The organism is Pontiella sp., assembly GCF_041622395.1.
Taxonomy (GTDB): Bacteria; Verrucomicrobiota; Kiritimatiellia; order Kiritimatiellales; family Pontiellaceae; genus Pontiella.
In genome coordinates this window covers 12,705-31,512 of the sequence record NZ_JBFJYW010000004.1, presented here as the reverse complement: position 1 = coordinate 31,512, position 18,808 = coordinate 12,705, and the positions used below count along the sequence as shown (strand labels likewise).

The 18,808-nt window shown below is 60.9% G+C and carries 15 protein-coding genes; 11 read left to right on the top strand and 4 right to left on the bottom strand.

The features are described 5' to 3' along the window. Positions 1–600: 600 nt before the first annotated feature. The 3 genes from ABYO54_RS00660 (at position 601) to ABYO54_RS00650 (ending at position 6,469) form a co-directional block, all read left to right on the top strand. Complete coding sequence (locus ABYO54_RS00660) at positions 601–2,712, top strand: GreA/GreB family elongation factor (protein ID WP_372805901.1); 2,112 nt, start codon at positions 601–603, stop codon at positions 2,710–2,712. Between the two features lie 152 nt (positions 2,713–2,864). Then, positions 2,865–5,444 (top strand): bifunctional serine/threonine-protein kinase/formylglycine-generating enzyme family protein, encoded by a 2,580-nt coding sequence (locus ABYO54_RS00655; RefSeq protein WP_372805899.1) that lies wholly within the window; start codon positions 2,865–2,867, stop codon positions 5,442–5,444. Then, on the top strand, positions 5,441–6,469 hold the full coding sequence (locus tag ABYO54_RS00650) for a coproporphyrinogen III oxidase (protein WP_372805897.1): 1,029 nt from the start codon (positions 5,441–5,443) through the stop codon (positions 6,467–6,469). The genes ABYO54_RS00655 and ABYO54_RS00650 overlap by 4 nt, the downstream gene beginning before the upstream one ends. A gap of 39 nt (positions 6,470–6,508) precedes the next feature. On the opposite strand, the gene ABYO54_RS00645 is transcribed toward ABYO54_RS00650, so the two are convergent. Both ABYO54_RS00645 and ABYO54_RS00640 read right to left on the bottom strand, forming a co-directional pair. Then, entirely contained in the window at positions 6,509–8,650 is a 2,142-nt protein-coding gene (locus tag ABYO54_RS00645; RefSeq protein WP_372805895.1) for a carboxy terminal-processing peptidase, read from the bottom strand. A 65-nt stretch (positions 8,651–8,715) separates the two neighbouring features. Further along, a complete protein-coding gene (locus tag ABYO54_RS00640) occupies positions 8,716–9,210 on the bottom strand; it encodes a GNAT family N-acetyltransferase (RefSeq protein ID WP_372805894.1) in 495 nt (164 codons plus the stop codon). Positions 9,211–9,605: 395 nt separating this feature from the next. On the opposite strand from ABYO54_RS00640, the gene gpmI reads away from it, so the two are divergent. From gpmI to ptsP, 8 genes are all read left to right on the top strand, one after another. Beyond that, positions 9,606–11,255: a 2,3-bisphosphoglycerate-independent phosphoglycerate mutase gene (gene gpmI / locus ABYO54_RS00635; RefSeq protein WP_372805903.1), complete on the top strand. Its 1,650-nt coding sequence runs from the start codon at positions 9,606–9,608 to the stop codon at positions 11,253–11,255. 96 nt (positions 11,256–11,351) lie between these two features. Then, complete coding sequence (locus ABYO54_RS00630) at positions 11,352–11,840, top strand: hypothetical protein (RefSeq protein ID WP_372805892.1); 489 nt, start codon at positions 11,352–11,354, stop codon at positions 11,838–11,840. Then, complete coding sequence (locus ABYO54_RS00625) at positions 11,840–12,910, top strand: LptA/OstA family protein (RefSeq protein ID WP_372805890.1); 1,071 nt, start codon at positions 11,840–11,842, stop codon at positions 12,908–12,910. Before ABYO54_RS00630 ends, ABYO54_RS00625 begins: the two co-directional genes overlap by 1 nt. Then, entirely contained in the window at positions 12,911–13,648 is a 738-nt protein-coding gene (lptB, locus tag ABYO54_RS00620; protein ID WP_372805888.1) for an LPS export ABC transporter ATP-binding protein, read from the top strand. A gap of 21 nt (positions 13,649–13,669) precedes the next feature. Then, positions 13,670–13,966: a ribosome hibernation-promoting factor, HPF/YfiA family gene (hpf, locus tag ABYO54_RS00615; RefSeq protein WP_372805886.1), complete on the top strand. Its 297-nt coding sequence runs from the start codon at positions 13,670–13,672 to the stop codon at positions 13,964–13,966. Positions 13,967–14,109: 143 nt separating this feature from the next. After that, on the top strand, positions 14,110–15,048 hold the full coding sequence (hprK, locus tag ABYO54_RS00610) for an HPr(Ser) kinase/phosphatase (RefSeq protein ID WP_372805884.1): 939 nt from the start codon (positions 14,110–14,112) through the stop codon (positions 15,046–15,048). Beyond that, positions 15,041–15,316 (top strand): HPr family phosphocarrier protein, encoded by a 276-nt coding sequence (locus ABYO54_RS00605; RefSeq protein ID WP_372805882.1) that lies wholly within the window; start codon positions 15,041–15,043, stop codon positions 15,314–15,316. The genes hprK and ABYO54_RS00605 overlap by 8 nt, the downstream gene beginning before the upstream one ends. 5 nt (positions 15,317–15,321) lie before the next feature. Continuing rightward, positions 15,322–17,097, top strand: a complete 1,776-nt coding sequence (ptsP, locus tag ABYO54_RS00600) for a phosphoenolpyruvate--protein phosphotransferase (RefSeq protein ID WP_372805880.1) — start codon at positions 15,322–15,324, stop codon at positions 17,095–17,097. Between the two features lie 101 nt (positions 17,098–17,198). Here ptsP and ABYO54_RS00595 read toward each other — a convergent pair whose 3' ends face one another. Together ABYO54_RS00595 and ABYO54_RS00590 are read right to left on the bottom strand one after the other, a co-directional pair. Further along, positions 17,199–18,032 carry a helix-hairpin-helix domain-containing protein gene (locus ABYO54_RS00595; protein WP_372805878.1) on the bottom strand — a complete coding sequence of 278 codons (834 nt, stop codon included), beginning with the start codon at positions 18,030–18,032 and terminating at the stop codon, positions 17,199–17,201. A gap of 42 nt (positions 18,033–18,074) precedes the next feature. Continuing rightward, a complete protein-coding gene (locus ABYO54_RS00590) occupies positions 18,075–18,785 on the bottom strand; it encodes a DUF1080 domain-containing protein (RefSeq protein WP_372805876.1) in 711 nt (236 codons plus the stop codon). Between the last annotated feature and the right edge of the window lie 23 nt (positions 18,786–18,808).

Below are 18,808 nucleotides of genomic sequence, written 5' to 3'. Positions count from 1 at the left end.
TAATAAAATCTACGAATGAACATTTCCTGGAGACTCCCTATTCGTAGATGTTATTCATTCGCTGGTAAAACTCTTTGGCTGCGGCATGCCGCGCTAGCCTGATCTATTCATAAAAATGGATGGGAATGGGGTTAACATACCGGGTTAAGGTACATATGGTTTTTTGTTTCAAAAATTTAGTCCCATCCATTTTTACCGTAGGCGCGGCGATTTCACTTCGTCAACTTCGTTGCGAAAGGCTTGCGGTAGGCTGCTACGGCGGCACCTTTCGACGCGTTGCCACTTCGCTCCGCTCGTTGCTTCGCATGCGCAAAGCCTGTCTCCCTCCGGTCGGCTGTTGCCAGAAGCAAACTCGGCGCGTGAATAATTCAGGATAGAGGCGCTTGTTTCGTTTCTATCGTTTTTTTTCAACGGGAGGGGAAATCCCATTCGGCGGCATCGACCAAAGAGGCAGATGGTCGGGATTTCTTATTTTGGCATTCTGTTTGTCGCAACGGAACCGGGGTTAGCCGATGAATGGGCAAATCCCCCTCCGAAAACGTTTCCCAGCCCCATGAAAAAGAGTTATGTTTTGCCGCTAATTTTTCAGGAGACATGACAATGGATTTGGAATCAGTGAACGAAGAGTGGATTGTTGGACTGGCTGACGGAAAAATCGACAAGGCCAAACTGTTCAAGGTGTTGGGTGCGCTGGTGGATGCCGGCCGCGGATCGGAGGCCGATCAAGGCGCGCAACAGCTATTCCAGCAGCTGGCGGAAGCCGATCGGGTCGACGAGGCCCTGAAGGTGCTTGCCTGGCTCGGGGGTGTTCGCCGGTCGGTCAAGGATGTCGAAGGTTCGGTCAAGAAGCTGTTGTCGAACGACCGCAATGCCCTGAAAATGGTCGAGCCCGCCGGGTTCGGCAGCAATCTGCCGGTGCTGGAGTGCTTTGCGCGGCTGGCCCATCTGCGCTCGCTCAAGCCGGGCATGCTCTGCTACAACGAGACGTGGGGCTTCGGCATCATCGAGGACATCGACTTTTTCTACCAGCAACTCGAAATCGAGTTCGACCGCAAGGGCGAACACGAGATGGCCTTCAGCTATGCCGCCGAAGCTCTGGAAGTGCTCGACGACGATCATATCCTGGCCATCAAGCACAACAACCCGGCCGAGCTCGACCGTCTGGTCAAGGAAACGCCCGGCGAGGTCGTCCGCATGGCCCTGGGCAGCTACGGCAACATGTCCGTGGCCCGTCTCATGGAAAAACTGATCCCGTCCGTCATGCCGGAAGCCGCCTGGAAAAAATTCTGGGAAGGGGCCCGCCGCGAGTTGAAACTCGACGCCTCCGTCGAAATCCCGAAAAAGCGCTCCGACAACATTGTTTTCCACAAGGATGGGCTTGCCTACGACGACGAATGGTTCGCGATGATCGCGCAGGAACGCGACATCGAAGGTCTTTTCGAACGCTTCAAGGAGATCATCGAGAAGAATATCGACATCACCACCGACGCGGCGAAGGAAGCCCTCTCGAACCGGCTCTCGTTCATCATCAAGGGGGCGCCTTCGGCCCGCCCGGAGTGGAAGGCCGAAGGGTTCATCTACGCCCGCGTCTTCGAGATCGAGCCGACCGATCTGGATACGGCCAAGATGATCCGCGATTTGATCGACGACGATCTCGTCACCATGCTCGACCGCCTGCCCTCGCGCCAGTTGCAGACGCTGCTCTCGATCCTCATCGAGAACGACCGCGACGCCGTGATCGCCACCCTTTCGGAAGTCATTCCGGTGGTCAGCCATCCGGTGCTGAACGAAGTGATGGCGGCCTTGATCGCCCACGGCGCGGAAGAGGACGTGCGCCAGATCATGGCCAGCGCCGTGGCACGGCGTACCGCCAGCTCGCCGATGCTGCTCTGGTGCCAGCGTTCCGGCGAATACGTCGAAAAGTGGGACCTCATTTCCAAGGGCGACCTCGCCTTCCGCGTCCAGGAAGTGCTGGAGGTCAACAGTGCCGGGGCCATGCTCCGCGCCCAGAACCAGTTGCGCGAACGCTTCCAGACCGAAGAGTGGCTCCACGATGTGATGGGCGCCATGACCGAGCAACAGCGCCGCGACTTCCTGCGCCGCATCCATGAAGGCAACGGCTGGGATGCCCTTGATCGCAAATCCGTGGTGGCCAAGGTGCTTCGCAAGTTCCCCGAGCTGCAGGACATCATTCTGCCGAGCGCATCCTCCGCGCCGCGCAAGCAGGTGCCGCAGACCTCCGCGCACAGTTATGCCGAGCGCCAGAAGCAGCTGGAGCGAATCATGACTGTCGACATCCCGGAAAACTCCAAGGAGATCGAAGTCGCCCGCAGCTACGGCGACCTGCGCGAGAACGCCGAGTTCAAATATGCCAAGGAACGCCAGGGCCTGCTGATGGCCCAGGGCGCCCAGTTGGCCGCCGATCTCGAAAAGGTCAAGCCGACCGACTTCGCCGATGTCGATCTTGCCTTTGTTTCCCCGGGTTGCGGGGTGGAACTGGCCTACAAGGAGACCGGAATCGTTGAAACCTACTATATCCTCGGGGTATGGGACCAGGACGAGAGCCTCTCGATCATCTCCTCCGAAACCCGCTTGGCCAAGGCCCTGATCGGCCACCAAACGGGCGATGTGGTTGAAATCCCGGCGGGGCAATGCGAAGTGAAAGCCATTCTGCCGCTGCCGTCCGGCATCAAGGCTTGGATCAAAGCCTAGGCGCGCGAGCGACCGGGCCGGCGAATGCCGGAGGGCTGGCCCCTCCGCATTCGCGCCGACTTTGCAGGCGCCGCGGCGGCGGCAATCCGCTCGATATTCGATTGTTCGGGATTCGCCGTTCCTCTAGAATGGTTGCATTTTCGGAGGTTTAAATGGAACAACCCGACGCAGGAAACAAAAGCGACCCCACCGCGACATCCAACGCAACGACGGGCAACGGCTCGACCCGCGAGCTCGGTTGGGTCAAGCGCGTTCTTTCCGTCAAGCTGGAGAACGCGGGGGCGCACTACACCGACATCACCCCGCTGGGCAAAGGCTCGTTCGGCGAAGTCCATACCGCCAAAGACGGCCTGCTCGGCCGCGAAGTGGCCATCAAGTCGCTGAAGAAAAAGTTCCGCGAGGATGAGGACGTCGTCGACCGCTTTCTGAAGGAGGCGCGCGGGACGGCCCAGCTGGAACATCCCAACATCATGCCGGTGCATGAGATGGGGGTTCTGGACGAGCTCGGGGTCTATTTCACCATGAAAAAGATCCAGGGCGAGAATCTCAAGGAGATCCTCGATCGCCTCGAGGCCAACACCTCGTTCTATATCCACAAATATCCCCTCAACACGCTGCTCGAAATTTTCCTGTCGGTCTGCAACGGCGTGGCCTTTGCCCATAGCAAGGGGGTGATCCATCGCGACCTCAAGCCCGCCAACATCATGATCGGCGAGTTCGGCGAGGTCTTGATTCTCGACTGGGGGCTGGTCAAGCAGCTCGGCGAATCGGGCGCGGCGGCGGGCAACGTGCAGCTGCGCATGGATGAGCTCAACGACGGATCGCACACCCTCGACGGCGCCATTTCCGGGACGCCCAACTTCATGTCGCCCGAGCAGGCCGACGGCAACATCAGCGAGATCGATTTCCAGAGCGATGTCTACAGCCTCGGCGCCATCCTCTACAACATGCTGACCTACAAGGCGCCGTTCGAAAAAATGCAGTTGCGCAAGCTGCTTGAATGCGTGAAGGAGGGCAACTTCCTGCCGCCGCGCAAGCGCCGCCCGGATCTAAAGATCCCGCGCGAGCTCAACGCCATCTGCATGACGGCGATGGCCCGTTTCCAGGTCAACCGCTACCGTTCGGTCGAGGATTTGGCCGACGATATCCGCAACTACATCGGCCACCGGGATGTCAGCATCTACAAGGCGCCGCGCCATGTCCGCTTCTGGAAGGCCTGCCGCCGGAATCCGGTCAAGGCCAGCGTAATCGCCGCCGTGGCCACCGCCTTTTGCCTGGCCTACGGCGCGCAGTCGGCCATGATGTACGGCAACTACCGCTCCGACGTGGAGGATGGCGAAGTCCACCTCGCCCTGGGCAGCGGCATTGCCGAGGAAGCATTCCAACTGTTCGACGAGCTCAAGGCCGAGTCCGCCCGGCAGGAGCTCCGCGAGGAGACGGAGGTGGAACGGCGGCTCCAGAACGAATTGAGGAAGAAGCTGGGCGAGATCCACAACCAATTCAATATTGCAACGAGCAACTTCGAAAGCGTTCCGCCGCCGCTGCGGAACAAGAAACGGGTCCGCGAAGGCCTCTACCAAATCCTCCGTCAGCGTCTGGAGCTGGCCCTTTATCGCGGCGACACCGAGCTCGCCAAGGAGTGGCTCGGCGATCTCGACAAGCGGTTGGAGGCCTGGGGCAAGATGCCGGCGGACGACGTCCGCGAGTTTCTCTACCGGGTCCGGCGGCAGGTCGAGGGCGTCGGTAGTTTGGAGGTGACGGCTTCTGAAAACGTCGAACAGGTTCTCATCTTCAGTCTGAAAAACGTCGAGGGCCGTTTGGTGCCGGACCAGGACACGGCCATTGCCAAGAAGGCGCCGCCGTTTACGGTCCAGGTGGTGCCGGAGGGCTCCTATCTGGCCATGGTCACCCTGTCGGGCGGCCAGGGCATGAAGCCCTTCCCGATCCATATCGGGCACGGCGAGAAAAAGGTCGTGCATGCCTGGTTCCCTTCGAAGTTCTACAAGGGCATGGCCTTCGTGCCCGGCGGCGAATTCGTCTTCGGCGGCGAGGAGTCGCGTTTCTATCGCAAGCAGTCCGTGGCGCTCGAGCCCTTCTTTATCAAGGAGACCGAGGTCACGTTCGGCGAATACCTGGAATTTTGGAAGAGCCTCTCCGACCCCGCGCTGAAGCAGGCCTACCGCAGCCGCGTCCAGGTCGTCGAAAACGCGCGCGAGTTCCACGATGTGTGGGACGGCGCCGGCAACCTGCTGTGGCCGGACCTGTTCAAGCTCGAGCATCCCGTTGTTGGAATCCCCCGCGAAGCGGCGGAGGCCTATTGCGCCTGGCTCGGGGAGAAAACGGGGGCCGCCATCAAGCTTCCGACCGTCCAGCAGTGGGAAAAGGCCGCGCGTGGCGTCGATGGCCGTACCTATGTCTGGGGCAACAAGCTCGACAATCGCTATACGCTCACCAAAAACAACGATGCGGCGAAGGGGAAATATCCGATCTTTGCGCCGCCGAAGAGTTTCGTGCTGACCGACAAGTCGGTCTACAACGTCTTCGATCTGGCCGGAAACGTCCGGGAAATGACCGCTTCGAAGTTGCCGAACTCGGAAAGTTTCTACCAGCTCAAGGGCGGCAGCGCCTCCATACCGGAAAACTTCCTGCCGTGTTCCTATTCCTCCGATACGGCGGCCGTCCCGAGCGATGTCGGCTTCCGCTACATCATGGAGGTTGCGAAGGAGCAATGAGCCGCCGCTGCGCACAGTCGGAGCGGGCGGTGCGGGCGCTGGCCCTCGTCGAGTCGCTGCAGGCCCGGTTCGTCGCAGCCCTGGAAGCCCGGGGCGGCGAGCCGCTCCCCGAATGCGAGTGGCTGCGCGATGGCGGGCGCCACGGCGGCGGCCGCCGTTTCGGGATCGGCGATTCGGCCTTGCAGGGAAGGGCTTCCGTCAATGTCTCGCAGGTGCACTACGAAGACGAGCCGGCGCGCCGGCTTGCCTCGGCCACCGCGATTTCGACCATTGTTCATCCGGCGCATCCGCAGGCGCCGTCCGTCCATCTCCACATCAGCTGGACCGAAACGAAAGGCGATGACGGCTACTGGCGCCTGATGGCCGACCTCAATCCCTCCATGCCCAACGAAGCCGATACGGCGCATTTCAACGCCGCGCTGAACGGGGCCTTCGGGGCGCTGGCCGAAGCGGCATCCGCGCAGGGCGACCGCTATTTCTTCATTCCCGCCCTCGGGAGGCACCGCGGCGTTGCGCATTTCTATCTGGAGCAATTCAATTCCGGCAGCTTCGCCGCCGACTTGGCGTTGGCCAAGCGGGTGGGGGAGGCGGCCATCGATGCCTATGTGCAAATGCTGCCGGGTCGCGAGGTCGGGCCGCCGTCGGATGCCGAACGCGCCGCGCAGCTGGCTTACCACACGCTTTACTTTTTCCAGGTGCTTACCCTCGACCGCGGCACCACCGCCGGGCTGCTGGTGCACGACCAGAACGATGTGGGCATTCTCGGCTCCCTGCCGGCGCGCATCGACAAAACCCTGCTCGCCTCGTGGCGTCCGGGCATGCCCGAACCGCAGGACCGCCTGCTCGATCACCTCTTGGAAGTCCTGCCGGATTGCCGAATCTGCACCATCGACGAAGCGGTGAAGGCAAAACTTGCCGCCGCTGTCCGGGCGCACTACCGGAACCATCCCGAGGCGCTCGATCTCCAGGCCTCCGGCAACTCGACCCCGCCGACCATCGAGAACCACCGTCGCGCCGGCGCTTAGCCGGCACGCTGCGTGCGGGGTTGCGCCTTCGGCAATCGCTTATTTTTCGCTGAAGTTGGGCGCGATCACCTGCGAGGTCTCGGTCATCTGCTGCATGTCGATGAGGTCGGAGAGAATGTGCAGGGTTTCATCGAGGATGATGTCGTCCTTCTTATCGTCGTTGTCCTCGTCGAGGAACGCGCCGCTCTGGATGTCGTCGAGTTCCTTTTCGGCCTCGGCTTCGGCCACGCGGTCTGCCAGGGAGAGGGAGACGGTTTTGGTTTCGTAGCGTTGCTTCAGCCGCTCGCGTTTGGCGAGGAACGTGGTGAACTCTTCGCTGTTTTCAATGCGGTCGTTCGACTGGTCGGCCAGCATCGGGACCAGTTTGGAGAGGTCGCCGTAGGTGCGGTACATGGCCGGGCGGATGGTGTCCCAGGGCAGCGCATGCTCGAGCGAGTCTTCGCCGACATCCATCACATCGAGGTAGGAGGGGATGACGATGTCGGGCGTGACGCCCTTGAGCTGGGTGGAGCCGCCGTTGATGCGGTAGAACCCGGCCGTGGTCAGCTTGAGCGATCCTTTGCGGTCGCCGAGCGTCATGAGGGTCTGGACGGTGCCTTTGCCGTGGGTCTGCCGGTCGCCGACGATGAGGGCGCGCTTGTAGTCTTGCAGTGCGGCGGCCAGAATTTCGGAGGCGGAGGCGCTGAGGCGGTTGACGAGCACGATCATGGGGCCGTCGTAGCTGATCTCGGGGTCGGCGTCGGGCAGTACCTGGATGCCGTTGCGCTCCTTGACCTGAACGATCGGGCCGGAGGAGATGAACAGGCCGGCCGTTTCGATGGACTCGACCAGCGAGCCGCCGCCGTTGTTGCGCAGGTCGAGCACGAGGCCGTCGATCCCTTCGGGCGTCAGCTCGTTGATCAGGCGGCGGACATCCGTGGAGGCGCGCCGCGCATCCTTCTTGTTTTTGTTGGTGGCCTGGAAGTCGGCATAGAAATCGGGGAGCAGGATGACGCCGAACTTGCGCGTTTTGCCGTCGTCGGTCGTCAGGGTCTTGATCTCGCTTTTGGCGGCCTGCTCTTCGAGTTTCACTTCCTCGCGGACGAGGTCGATCTTCTTGGTGCGGGTTCCGGAGCGGTCCGAGGCGGGGATGATCGTGAGCACGACGGTCGAGCCCTCGTCGCCGCGGATGAGGCGGACGGCTTTGTAGAGGGGCCAGTGCAGGATGCTCACCGGCTCGCCGGTACCGTCGCCGACGGCGATGATCTTGTCGCCGGCTTCGAGGCGCCCGTCCCGGTCGGCCGGGCCGCCCGGGATAATGCGCTCGATCTTGGCCGCCCCGTCATCGGACCGCAGCATTGCGCCGATGCCGACGAGCGAGAGCTTCATGTTGATGTCGAAGTCCTCGACGCTGCTGGGCGACATGTAATCGGAGTGCGGGTCGTAGACCAGCGAGAAGGAGGAGAGGTAGCGCTGGAGCAGCATCTCTTCGTCGAACGTTTCCATCATCAGGTTGAACTGCTTGTAGCGTTCGAGGATGAACTCTTCCGGGCTGAGGTTTTCGTTTTCGATCGTATCGCTGGATTTCGCGCGCGCCACGGTGTTGGTGGTTTCGGTTGCGGCGCCGGCGACGCGGTTGGTTTCAAGGTTTTCGACGGTGTTGGTTGCCGTTTGGGCGTCGGCGTAGACCTGTTTGGAGACCAGCCGCGAGACATATTCGTTTTTCAGGCGCTTGCGCCACAGGTCGTCCCACTCGGCCTCGTCCTTGGGCCAGGGCTCGTCCTTGCGGTCCCAGAGGAACGCCTCGTCGAGCGTGGTGTCGAATCCCTGTTGAAGCTGCTGCTCGGTGAAATCCATGCGGTTTTCGATCCGTTCCGACAACGTGTTGAAAACGTCGTGGGCGAAGTCGATGTTGCCCTTGCGCAGGTATTTGTGGAGGTTTTTGGCGTCCTCGCTGAAACGGTCGATGTCGGGTTGGAGGAAATAGCAGTGCGACGGATCGAGCGAGTCGATGAACAGCTTGAAGGCGTTCGTCGAAATATGCGTATCCATCGGCAACTGGTTGAGGTGGAAAACCGGGAGCGAATAGGCTACCGAGCGGGTGATCTTCTTTACGTCGAGGTCGCTTTTTTCCAGCTCGCAGCTGCCAAGCATGGGCAAGAGGAGAAGGGAAACGGCAAGCAAGTGGGTTTTGGCTCTCATCGAAATCCTTTGGTACAATTTGGGGCCGAACCATATCTGGATAGGCGTGTCAAAACAAGCCCGCTTTAACCTGCATTCCGGCGGGTTGCGGGGGGGTTCCGGGGCCCGGTCGTTGCCGTTGGCGGCTCGTCCAGGCGCTTGTGCATCGCGATATGGGGGAGGCCCACTTCGAGAAAGGGGGTGCCGCCGGCCGCGTAGCCCAAGCCTTCGTAGAATCCGGTGGCGGCGATCCGGGCATGCAGCGAGAGTTGCGTCAGGCCCCGCTGCGAGAGCAGCCCCTCGACGGTGGCGAGCAGAAAGCTTCCCAGCCCTTTTCCTTGATGCCGCGGCTCAACGGCCATTTGCCGGATCTTGGCCCGGCTCGGGGGCGTCGCGACCGCAATGACGCAGGCGACCAACTCCGCATCGGCATCGAATAGCCCGAAGTGCAGTTGGCTTTTCTCGGCCTCGAGATCCTCGTCGTAGAGCGATAGGCCGATGGGTTCGCGCAGCACGCGATGCCGGAGCGCGCACTCCGCGGCAAACTCGGCGGATCCCGGTTGTATTTCCCGAACAATCATGGTTCTCCTTGCTGTGGTTCGATCCGGCGCCTGTTTTTCGCCGGAAACGGAAGCTCCCGTCTTCCCCTTCGACAAATAGCGTACAGGGGCAAAACGGCGCCGTGCAAAACAATAAATCCAAGCCCGTGCCGGGGGCGGCGGGGGCGTTTGCTTGGGATAGACCGCGTTCGCCCCGCGCCGTTTAAACCTTCGTGCCGTAATTATTTTGCCATCAGGGGGCCTGGGAGGCATATTTGCCCGACTTTTGAGGAAATGCCCCGCGCGGCGGGAAATTTCAGTTAATCGGGATTGGTGAATCGTCGTCGGTACAGGCCGCAAGGCATGCCGAAACCCCCGAGGATCGTTAGCCATGAACAAATAACTGCTCCGGAATCGGAGCGACGGAGATGATTGAAATGGAACAATTGAAGAAGAAAAAGGCGTTTGGCGGTCCGGAAGGGCCCGTTGTGCTGGTGATCATGGACGGTGTCGGAATCGGCAAGAACCCGGACAGCGACTATGTCAAAATTGCGAACACCCCGAATCTGGACTGGCTGCGCGAAAACGCGGTCTACGCCGAGGTCAAGGCGCACGGGGTTGCCGTGGGACTGCCGGACGACGGCGACATGGGCAACTCGGAAGTCGGCCACAACGCGATCGGTTGCGGGCGCGTATTCGCCCAGGGCGCGGCGCTGGTGGGCAAGGCAATCAAGAGCGGCTCCATGTTCGAAGGGGACGTTTGGAAGGAGCTGGTTTCCAACGTGAACGAAAAGGGTTCCGCACTGCACTTCATCGGCCTTTTCTCCGACGGCAACGTCCATTCCAACATCAACCACCTCGAAGCCATGTTGCTCAAGGCCAAGGAGCAGGGCGTCAAGAAGGCCCGCATTCATCCGCTCATCGACGGCCGCGACGTGCCGCCGACCTCCGTGCTTGAATATGTCGAGCGCTTCGACAAGTTTCTCGATGGCATCAATGCCGACGGCTCGGTGGACTACTGCGTGGCCTCCGGCGGCGGCCGCATGAACATCACGATGGACCGCTACGACGCCGACTGGAGCATGGTCGATCGCGGCTGGAAAGCCCACGTGAAAGCCGAAGGCCGCAAATTCGCCACCATGAAAGAAGCCGTTGAAACCTTCCGCGCCGAAAAGCCGGGCATCCTCGACCAGGACCTGCCCGCATTCATCATCGAGCGCGACGGCGCCCCGGTGGGCCCGATCGTCGACGGCGACAGCGTTATCTTCTTCAACTTCCGCGGCGACCGCTCGCTGGAAATCACCAAGGCCTTCGAAGCCGACGAGATTACCGAATTCAACCGCGGCCCGAAGCCGGACGTCATCTATGCCGGCATGATGCAGTACGACGGCGACCTCGGCGTTCCGGAAAAGTATCTGGTCACGCCGCCCGCCATCGACCGCACCATGAGCGAATACCTCTCCAACTCGGGCGTCAAGCAGTTCGCCATCTCCGAAACCCAGAAATACGGCCACGTGACCTATTTCTTCAACGGCAACAACTCCGGCAAGTTCGCAACCGAAACCTGGAAGGAAATCCCCTCTGACGTTTGCCCGTTCGAGGACGCGCCGCGCATGAAGGCCGACGAAATCACCCAGGCGGTCGTGGACGCGATCAAGGGCGGGGAGTACAAGTTCATCCGCCTCAACTTCCCCAACGGCGACATGGTTGGCCATACCGGCAACTTTGCGGCGGTGAAGGTGGCGGTCGAGGCCGTCGATGAAGGGGTTGGCAAAATCATGGAAGCCATCCGCGAAACCAACGGCATCATGGTCTGCTCGGCCGACCACGGCAACTCGGACGACATGTGCGAGCTGGACAAGAAGACGGGCACGCTGAAGCTCGACGACGAAGGCAAGTGCAAGCCGAAGACCGCGCACTCGCTCAACCCGGTTCCGGCCATCGTCTACGATCCGTCCGGCGTTGCCAAGGCGCGCAAGGCCGATGTGGCCGACCCGGGGATCGCCAATCTGGCGGCCACCTGCATTACGCTGCTCGGCTACGAGCCCCCGGCGGACTACACGCCGAGCATCGTCGAAGTCGGCTAGCGGGAATTGGTTGGCGCCAACCACGCAGCGGCCGCAAAGATGCAGGGTATGATTACTTTGCGTCCTTTGCGGCCTTCTGTTTATATAGAGCTGTAGATGAAAAGCGTAGTTTCCCATCTGATTGTCCTCTCGCTGGTGTTCGCCGCCGGAGCGGAGCCGGCCGGCAAGGCGCCCGCCGGCGGCAAGCTGGACGAATTCATGGAGTCCGGCATGGAGGTGGCGGGGGTCCGCGCGCCGTACTACGACGACGAGGGCAACCTCAAGGCGCAGATTTACGGCGGTTATGCCCGCGTGCTCGACGACAAGTCGGTCGACGTGACCAATATGCGCATCGATGTGTTCGAAAACCGCAAGGTGTTCGCTTCGATCTTCGCGCCGCAATGCTTCACGAAAGTGGTGGAGCAAGACGGCGAAAAAATCCTGTTGGTCTATTCCGACGGCGACGTCTTGATCGATCTGGAGCAGATGACCGTCACCGGCAAGGGGTTCCGGTTTTCCTCCGCCGACAACAAATTCGAGATTTTCCACGAATCCAAGGTGCTCGTGAAGGCCGGCGCCCGCGAGATGAAGGGAGTGGAGCTGTGATGCATCGCCTCGGAATCGTTGGGGTGTGCGGTTGCGTGTTGCTGGGCGCTTCTTGCTCGAAGCGGGAGCGGTCGGACCCGGATGCGGAGGAGTGGGCGCAGATCCAGGCACTGGCCGACGATCCGATCCAGGGCGCGGCGGCCGACGCCGGGCCGCCGGCTTCGGGCGGCACGCCGACGGCGCTCGAGGGCGAATTCGATGCGTTCATTGCGCGGCTGGCGCAGATGAAGGCGATCGGGCGCGAAGCGGGCGAAACGCTTTTGACGGGCGAACGCCTGGTGCTCGACCACGCCCGCAACTATGTGCGGATGGATGAAAACGTCGTGGTCGAAGATGACCAGGGCACGTTGCGGGCCGGTAGTCTGGTGGGGCGTTTTTCGGTTTCGAACAAGCTCGAATACGTCGAGGCCAAGGGCGGCGTCGATCTTTCCAGCAGCAACCGCACCGCTTCGGCGGAGCAGGCGATCTATGACTACCGCAGCGGATTCGTGCAATTGCAGGGCCGGGCGGTGGCCTCCAGCGAGGCGAACAGCCTGTCGGGCGAGCGGATCGAACTCTGGATCAAAGGGTCGCGCAGAATGGTTTGCGAGCCCAATGCGTTGCTGGTGGTGAAGGGCGCCGCCGGGCTGGAGATGGACGGCGTGCCTTCGGGGGGCGAGGGCGACACCGAAATCCGGGCCGACCGGGTGGTTTTCGACGAAGCAACGCGTTTGGCCGAGCTGATGGGCAACGTCCGCCTGCGCGATCCGCGCGCCGCAATGAACTGCGATAATGTGAAGGTTTTCTTAAAAGACGATCGCGAAATTGATTGGATCGAAGCGCTTGGCGAGGTAATAATCCAAGCAGATGACAGGAAGGCATTGGCCCGCCGCGCAACCTACCATGCGGATGAGAAGAAATTCTCGCTGGAGGGGGAACCGAAGGTCAAGCAAGGACAACACGTGATGACTGGAGACCGGATCAATATATGGCTCGAACCCCGACGGATGGTCTGCGAGCCCAATGCCCGCGTTTTGCTCTACCTCGATGAAGAAACCAAAGCGAAATTCCTGAAAGACATAGATAAATAGATGGCAACCGAAGACACCTATCTGATCCGGACCGAAAAGCTGGCGAAGGCATACAAAGGCCGAAAGGTCGTGCGCGAAGTGGAGATCAATGTGAAGGCCGGCGAAATCGTCGGGCTGCTGGGTCCCAACGGGGCCGGGAAAACCACGAGCTTCTATATGATCGTCGGCCTGGTGCGCCCGACGAGCGGCAAGGTCTTCTTCAACGGCAAGAACGTGACCCGCACGCCGATGTTCAAGCGCGCCCGCATGGGCATGGGCTATCTCTCGCAGGAACCCTCCATCTTCCGCAAACTGACGGTGCGCGAAAACGTGATGAGCATCCTCGAAACCCTGCCGATCTCCCAAAAGGAGCGCAAGCTGCGGCTCGATCGCCTGCTCAACGACCTTAAAATCAGCCATTTGGCCAGTCAGCGCGCCTACACGCTCAGCGGCGGGGAACGCCGCCGGCTCGAGATTACGCGCGCATTGGTCACGAATCCCTCGATCATCCTGCTCGACGAACCCTTCAGCGGGGTCGACCCGCTGGCGGTGAACGATGTGCAGGACATCGTCCGCGACCTGCGCGACCAAGGGCTGGGGGTTTTGATTACCGACCACAATGTGCGCGAAACGCTGGCCGTGGTCGACCGTGCGTACCTGTTGTGCGAAGGGCAGGTGCTCAGCGAGGGGAACAGCGACTTTTTGGTAAACGACGAGGTGAGCCGCGAGCTTTATCTGGGACCGCGGTTCAGTATGTAAAGCAAACGAAAGGAGCAAGCCATGCAAGTAAGCATTACCGGTCGGCATTTAAATGTAACCGACAACGTGAAGGCCCATGTGGTTGAGAAGCTTGAACGGTGTCTGGGCGGGTTCCCTCGAATAGAAAACATCAAGGTCGTTCTCGATACGGAAAGCCGCGACAAGGTGGCCGAAGTCATCATCCAGGGCGCGAACCACATCCGCATCACTGCCGAGGAGAAATCCGAAAACCTCTACGACGCCATCGACCGCTCCATCGAGCACGCCGAACGCCAAATGCGCAAACAGCGCGATAAAGTGCAGGATCACCACAAATAAAGGACGCTCCCGAAGCAACCGGATTCGGATACCCGCGGTTCCGCATCCGGCTTATGAATTGGAACTTCTTTCGAAGTTGGGTGTTTCGGGCTTGGACATTCCTTGCAAATAAGAGATAACCGTAACTTTTCAGGAGACCGCTTGTGTCGATAACCGTTAAGACATTATGGGATGAGGGCCGCGAGAAATTGTCGCTGAGCATTGTGGCCGGTGCGCAACATCTGGACCGCAAGCTTCCGGAAACCGCCATGAACCGTCCGGGGCTGGCGTTGACCGGTTTCTTCCAGTATTTCGCGAACCAGCGCCTGCAGATATTCGGCCTGGCCGAATTCACCTATTTGAAAAGCCTCTCGCAGGAGGAAAAGGTCCGCCGGCTGGTGGAGCTGTTCGAACAACAGATTCCGGGCATCGTGATCACGCGCAACCGCAAGGCGCCGCGGGAGATTCTCGAACTGGCCGAGCTCCACAAGGTGCCCGTGCTGCGCACCCCGATGGTCACGATGAATTTCGTGAACGAATGCACCGTGTTGCTGGAAAAGTTGACGGCCCCGCAGGAGCGCATCCAAGGCACCTGCATGGAGCTGATGGGCATCGGCGTGTTGCTGCGCGGCGATCCGGGGATTGGCAAGAGCGAGACGGCGCTTTCGCTGGTCGAGCGCGGCTACAGCCTCGTTTCGGACGATGTTACGGAAGTGCGGCGCTCCAGCCGAGGCAGGATCGTCTGCTGGGCCAACGAGGTCACCCGCTACCACATGGAAATCCGGGGGATCGGCATTATCCACGTCCCCAGCCTATTCGGCGTGGCCGCCATCCGCCGCCAGACCGAATTGGATCTGGTGATCGAATTGAAGGCGCCGACCGGCAATGAGGACCGCACCGGCATTCAGCCGGCCAGCGTCGAAATCATGGGCGTCCAGGTGCCCTGCATCACGTTGCCCGTCCGCTCCGGGCGCGACATGGCCAACATTGTCGAGGTCGCCGCGCTCAACCAGAAGCTCAAGGAACTCGGCCACGATGCCGCCAAGGAGCTGGACGAAAAAATCATCACGCGTTTGACAAGAGGACGGGTGCAGTATGTCTGAGGAGCTCGTCAAAAAGTTCAAGGTGCTCAATGAATACGGGATCCACGCCCGGCCGGCGGCGTTGCTGGTCAAGGCGGCGGGGAAGTATGAGTGCGATATTTTCATTGAAAAAGATGGGAACAAGGTATCGTGCAAGAGCATTATGGGGCTGATGACGATCGAGGGCTTTCCCGGGAGCACGATGACCGTGACGACGGCGGGCGAGGATGCGCACGAAGCCATGGCCGAGATCGAGGAGTTGTTCGTCAACAAGTTCTACGAGGATTGATTGCGGTGTACGAAACGCATGCAAAGAGCGAGATTTCGCTGAAGGGGATCGGGGTTTCCCCGGGAATCGTCGTTTGCAAAGCCCAGCTGCTTGCCCCGCATACCGACAAGGCCGTCCAACGATCCATCACGCCCGCCGAGATCCCCTTCGAGATCGCCCGCTTCGAAGAGGCGCTGATCGCCACCCACGACCAGATCAAGCATATCCAGAAAAAGGTGGCGGAGGTGCTTGGCGACGAGCATGCCGGCATTTTCGACGCGCACATCCTGGTGGTCGATGACCGCACCTTCATCGAAGACGTCATCCGCGCCATCAAACGGGACCTGCTGAACGTAGAGCCCGTGTTGCAGGCGGTCTCCAACCGCTATGCCGACATGCTTTCCAAGGTGCAGGATTCCTATCTCTCCGAGCGCGCCGCCGACATCCGCGATGTCACCAAACGCATCCTGGCCAACCTGGCCGGCGAATCGCTCGATCAGATGCGCCAGATCGCCGAGCCCTGTATTGTGGTGGCGCATGACCTTTCGCCCTCCGACACCGCCAGCATCGACCGATCGATGGTCCGGGCCTTCATTACCGATCTGGGCAGCTCCACTTCGCATACGGCCATCATGGCCAAGGCGCTGGAGGTTCCGGCGGTGGTGGGCCTGCACAACATCACGGCGGTCGTCGCCTCCGGCGACACGGTGCTGATCGATGGCGCGAGGGGCGTGGTGTTCATCAACCCGACCGAAGAGCGGTTGCTCGACTACGAAAAGCGGGCCCATCAGCAAGAACAGATTATGCAGGAGCTCGATACCCTGCGCGACAAGCCGCCGCAAACGCGCGATGGCTATCTGGTGCCGATCACGGCCAACATCGAATTGCTCGAAGAGCTCGACGCCGTCGGCGCGCGCGGGGCGAAGGGCATCGGTCTTTTCCGAACGGAATTCCTGTTTCTCGGGGTCGACACGCTTCCGGACGAGGATGCGCAGGCCGAGGCTTACACCCGAGCGGCGACCAGCCAATATCCGTCTCCGGTCGTAATCCGCACGCTGGACCTCGGCGCCGACAAGCTGCCGGCCGGCTTCGAGATGCCCGACGAACTCAACCCCTTCCTGGGCGACCGGGCGATCCGCCTCTGCCTGTCGCACCCCGAACTTTTCAAAACGCAGTTGCGCGCCATTCTGCGCGCCAGCGTGCACGACAACGTGAAAATGATGTATCCGATGGTCTCCTGTGCGCAGGAGGTGATGGATGCGAACACCCTGCTGCGGCAATGCATGATGGAGCTGAGCAAGGAGGGCATTCCGTTCAACCAGGAGATCCAGATCGGCACGATGATCGAGGTGCCTTCCGCGGCCCTGGTTGCCGACCTCATTGCGCCGCACGTCAGCTTTTTCAGCCTCGGCACGAACGATCTGATCCAGTACACGATGGCCGTCGACCGCGGCAATGAAAACGTGGCGCATCTCTACAAGCCGACCCACATGGCGATTATCCGCTTGATCGACCACGTGGTGAAGGTCAGCCACCGGCAGGGGCTCTGGACGTGTGTCTGCGGGCAGATGGCCTCCACGCCGTGGCTGGTTCCGCTGCTGATTGGGTTGGGCGTGGACGAGCTTAGCGTAAGCCCCTCGCAGGCTCCGCTGATCAAGGACGTCATCCGAAAACTCTACTATTCCGGCGCCATCGAACTGGCCCAACGGGCGCTCGTTTCCTCGTCGTCCGAACACGTGAGCCAGCTCTGCCGCGATATGATTGCCGAGATCGCCCCCGAAGTGCTCACGCTGTCCGAATAGGGCGCCTAAACTCTGCCCGGCGCATTGCTGCTCGGGGGAGTCGAACAACGCAGCGGAAGTTTTCCGCACTCATCCCGCAGGTACGGTTGGAGACGATCGCGTCAGAACGTGGCTCGCTCGATGAGGTTGGCCTTGGTTTTGGCGGGGAGCCGCGGGATGCGGTCGAGGTCGTCGGCGTTCTTGAACGGGCGGAGTTCGATGATGCGTTTGGCGGTTGCCGGCCCGATGCCGTGGATGGTTTCAAGTTCTTCGGCGGGGGCGCTGTTGATGTTTATTTTCCGGTTTTCCTGAAGGTTGCCCTCGGCGATGGCGTGGAGCTCCGCTTCTTCAAGGCGGGTGGAGGCGCGCAGTTCGACCAGCCGGTCGGGGTTGGTCCGTTCCCAGATGCCGATCTTTTTCAGGGCGGCGGCGGTTTCCATGTCGTCGAGGCGGGCCTGGGCTTCCTTGTAGTGGGTGCCGTCGGGAAGTTGGCGGCGGTAGCCGTAGGAGCGGGCCAGTCCGTTCTCGACCAGCAACCGGGCAAGGTCTTTGCCGTCGGCGGTGGTGACGAAGGCGAACACCCGCCCGCCGGGGGAGCGCCCGAGCGCGTCGGCATAGGCGGTGTGCACGGTGAAGGGTTTGGCCAGCTGTTGCCGGGTGAACGCGGTGGCCGCTTTGCCGTAGAAGAAAACCTGCTTGCTGTCGGAGAGCCCGAAATAGTTGGCTTGGTCGCGGGCGCGGCGGGCGTCGGTCTCCGTGCTGGCATGCGTTTCGGGGCAATCGACGTAGTAGAGCCGAACAACCTGCTTCTTGCCTTTGTGTTCGATCATGAAGCTGTCGCCGTCGTTCCCGCCGTAGTCCGCCAGCTTTGCGCCGTCCAGCCGGACCAGATCGTCGCCGCGGCAAACGATCGCAAAAAGCGTTAGCAACAGCACGGTGGAACGTCGTTTCGTCATGACCGGATTAAATCCATCCTCCGTCGTGGAGACAACGCAAAACTAATCCAGGATCTTGATCTCGATGTTCCGGAACTGGCAGGGGTGGCTCTCGGCCTGAAGGGCGATGTGCCCGCCGACCATCGGCGTGCCGTCGTCGAAGCGGGGATTGGCGAATTCCATCACCAGTTCGCCGTTCACCCAGTGCTGGATCTTGCCGTCTTTCACAATGGCCTCGGCCTTGACCCATTCGCCGAACGGTTTCGAGGGGACGGTGCTCTTGACCGCTCCTTTTACTTCCTTGCCGTCTTGGTCGACCACGCAACCCGGCGTGAAAAGCGATCCGGTGGTGCGGGTGTCGCCCAGCAGCTGGAACTCGGCCGAGTTCGGGAAGCTCTGCACGATCGCCATGTTGGAGGGGTGGGGGCAGTGGAGCATGATGCCGCTGTTGGCGTAGGCCCATTTCGGGCCGCCTTCGACCTGTTTGCCGATGAAGCGGTATTCGCAACGGAATTGATAGTTGGTATAGGCCTTCGCGGTATGGAGGTGCCCGAATTCGCCCGCAAAGGTCTTGTTGAAGTCGGCGTACGAAACCGTCAGGCAGCCATCCTCGACCCGGAAGATGTTGCCGGGATTCGCTCCCATCTCCGACTTCGCGATCTTGACGATCCAGCCGTCGAGGTCCTTCCCGTTGAAGAGCGATTTCCATTCGCCCTCCGCGAAGGCGGCGGTGGCGAGGAGGGTGGATAGGATGAGGGTTTGCACGGTTTTCATGGTTTGATCCTTTTGTTCGTCGT

Excerpts from the sequence above, each read along its gene's own strand:
- ABYO54_RS00625 (WP_372805890.1), top strand. The coding sequence starts at position 11,840 with ATGCATCGCCTCGGAATCGTTGGGGTGTGCGGTTGCGTGTTGCTGGGC.
- hpf (WP_372805886.1), top strand. The coding sequence starts at position 13,670 with ATGCAAGTAAGCATTACCGGTCGGCATTTAAATGTAACCGACAACGTG.
- ABYO54_RS00660 (WP_372805901.1), top strand. The coding sequence starts at position 601 with ATGGATTTGGAATCAGTGAACGAAGAGTGGATTGTTGGACTGGCTGAC.
- ABYO54_RS00605 (WP_372805882.1), top strand. The coding sequence starts at position 15,041 with ATGTCTGAGGAGCTCGTCAAAAAGTTCAAGGTGCTCAATGAATACGGG.
- ABYO54_RS00595 (WP_372805878.1), bottom strand. The coding sequence starts at position 18,032 with ATGACGAAACGACGTTCCACCGTGCTGTTGCTAACGCTTTTTGCGATC.
- ABYO54_RS00650 (WP_372805897.1), top strand. The coding sequence starts at position 5,441 with ATGAGCCGCCGCTGCGCACAGTCGGAGCGGGCGGTGCGGGCGCTGGCC.
- gpmI (WP_372805903.1), top strand. The coding sequence starts at position 9,606 with ATGGAACAATTGAAGAAGAAAAAGGCGTTTGGCGGTCCGGAAGGGCCC.
- ABYO54_RS00655 (WP_372805899.1), top strand. The coding sequence starts at position 2,865 with ATGGAACAACCCGACGCAGGAAACAAAAGCGACCCCACCGCGACATCC.
- ABYO54_RS00590 (WP_372805876.1), bottom strand. The coding sequence starts at position 18,785 with ATGAAAACCGTGCAAACCCTCATCCTATCCACCCTCCTCGCCACCGCC.
- ABYO54_RS00630 (WP_372805892.1), top strand. The coding sequence starts at position 11,352 with ATGAAAAGCGTAGTTTCCCATCTGATTGTCCTCTCGCTGGTGTTCGCC.
- ABYO54_RS00645 (WP_372805895.1), bottom strand. The coding sequence starts at position 8,650 with ATGAGAGCCAAAACCCACTTGCTTGCCGTTTCCCTTCTCCTCTTGCCC.
- ABYO54_RS00640 (WP_372805894.1), bottom strand. The coding sequence starts at position 9,210 with ATGATTGTTCGGGAAATACAACCGGGATCCGCCGAGTTTGCCGCGGAG.
- lptB (WP_372805888.1), top strand. The coding sequence starts at position 12,911 with ATGGCAACCGAAGACACCTATCTGATCCGGACCGAAAAGCTGGCGAAG.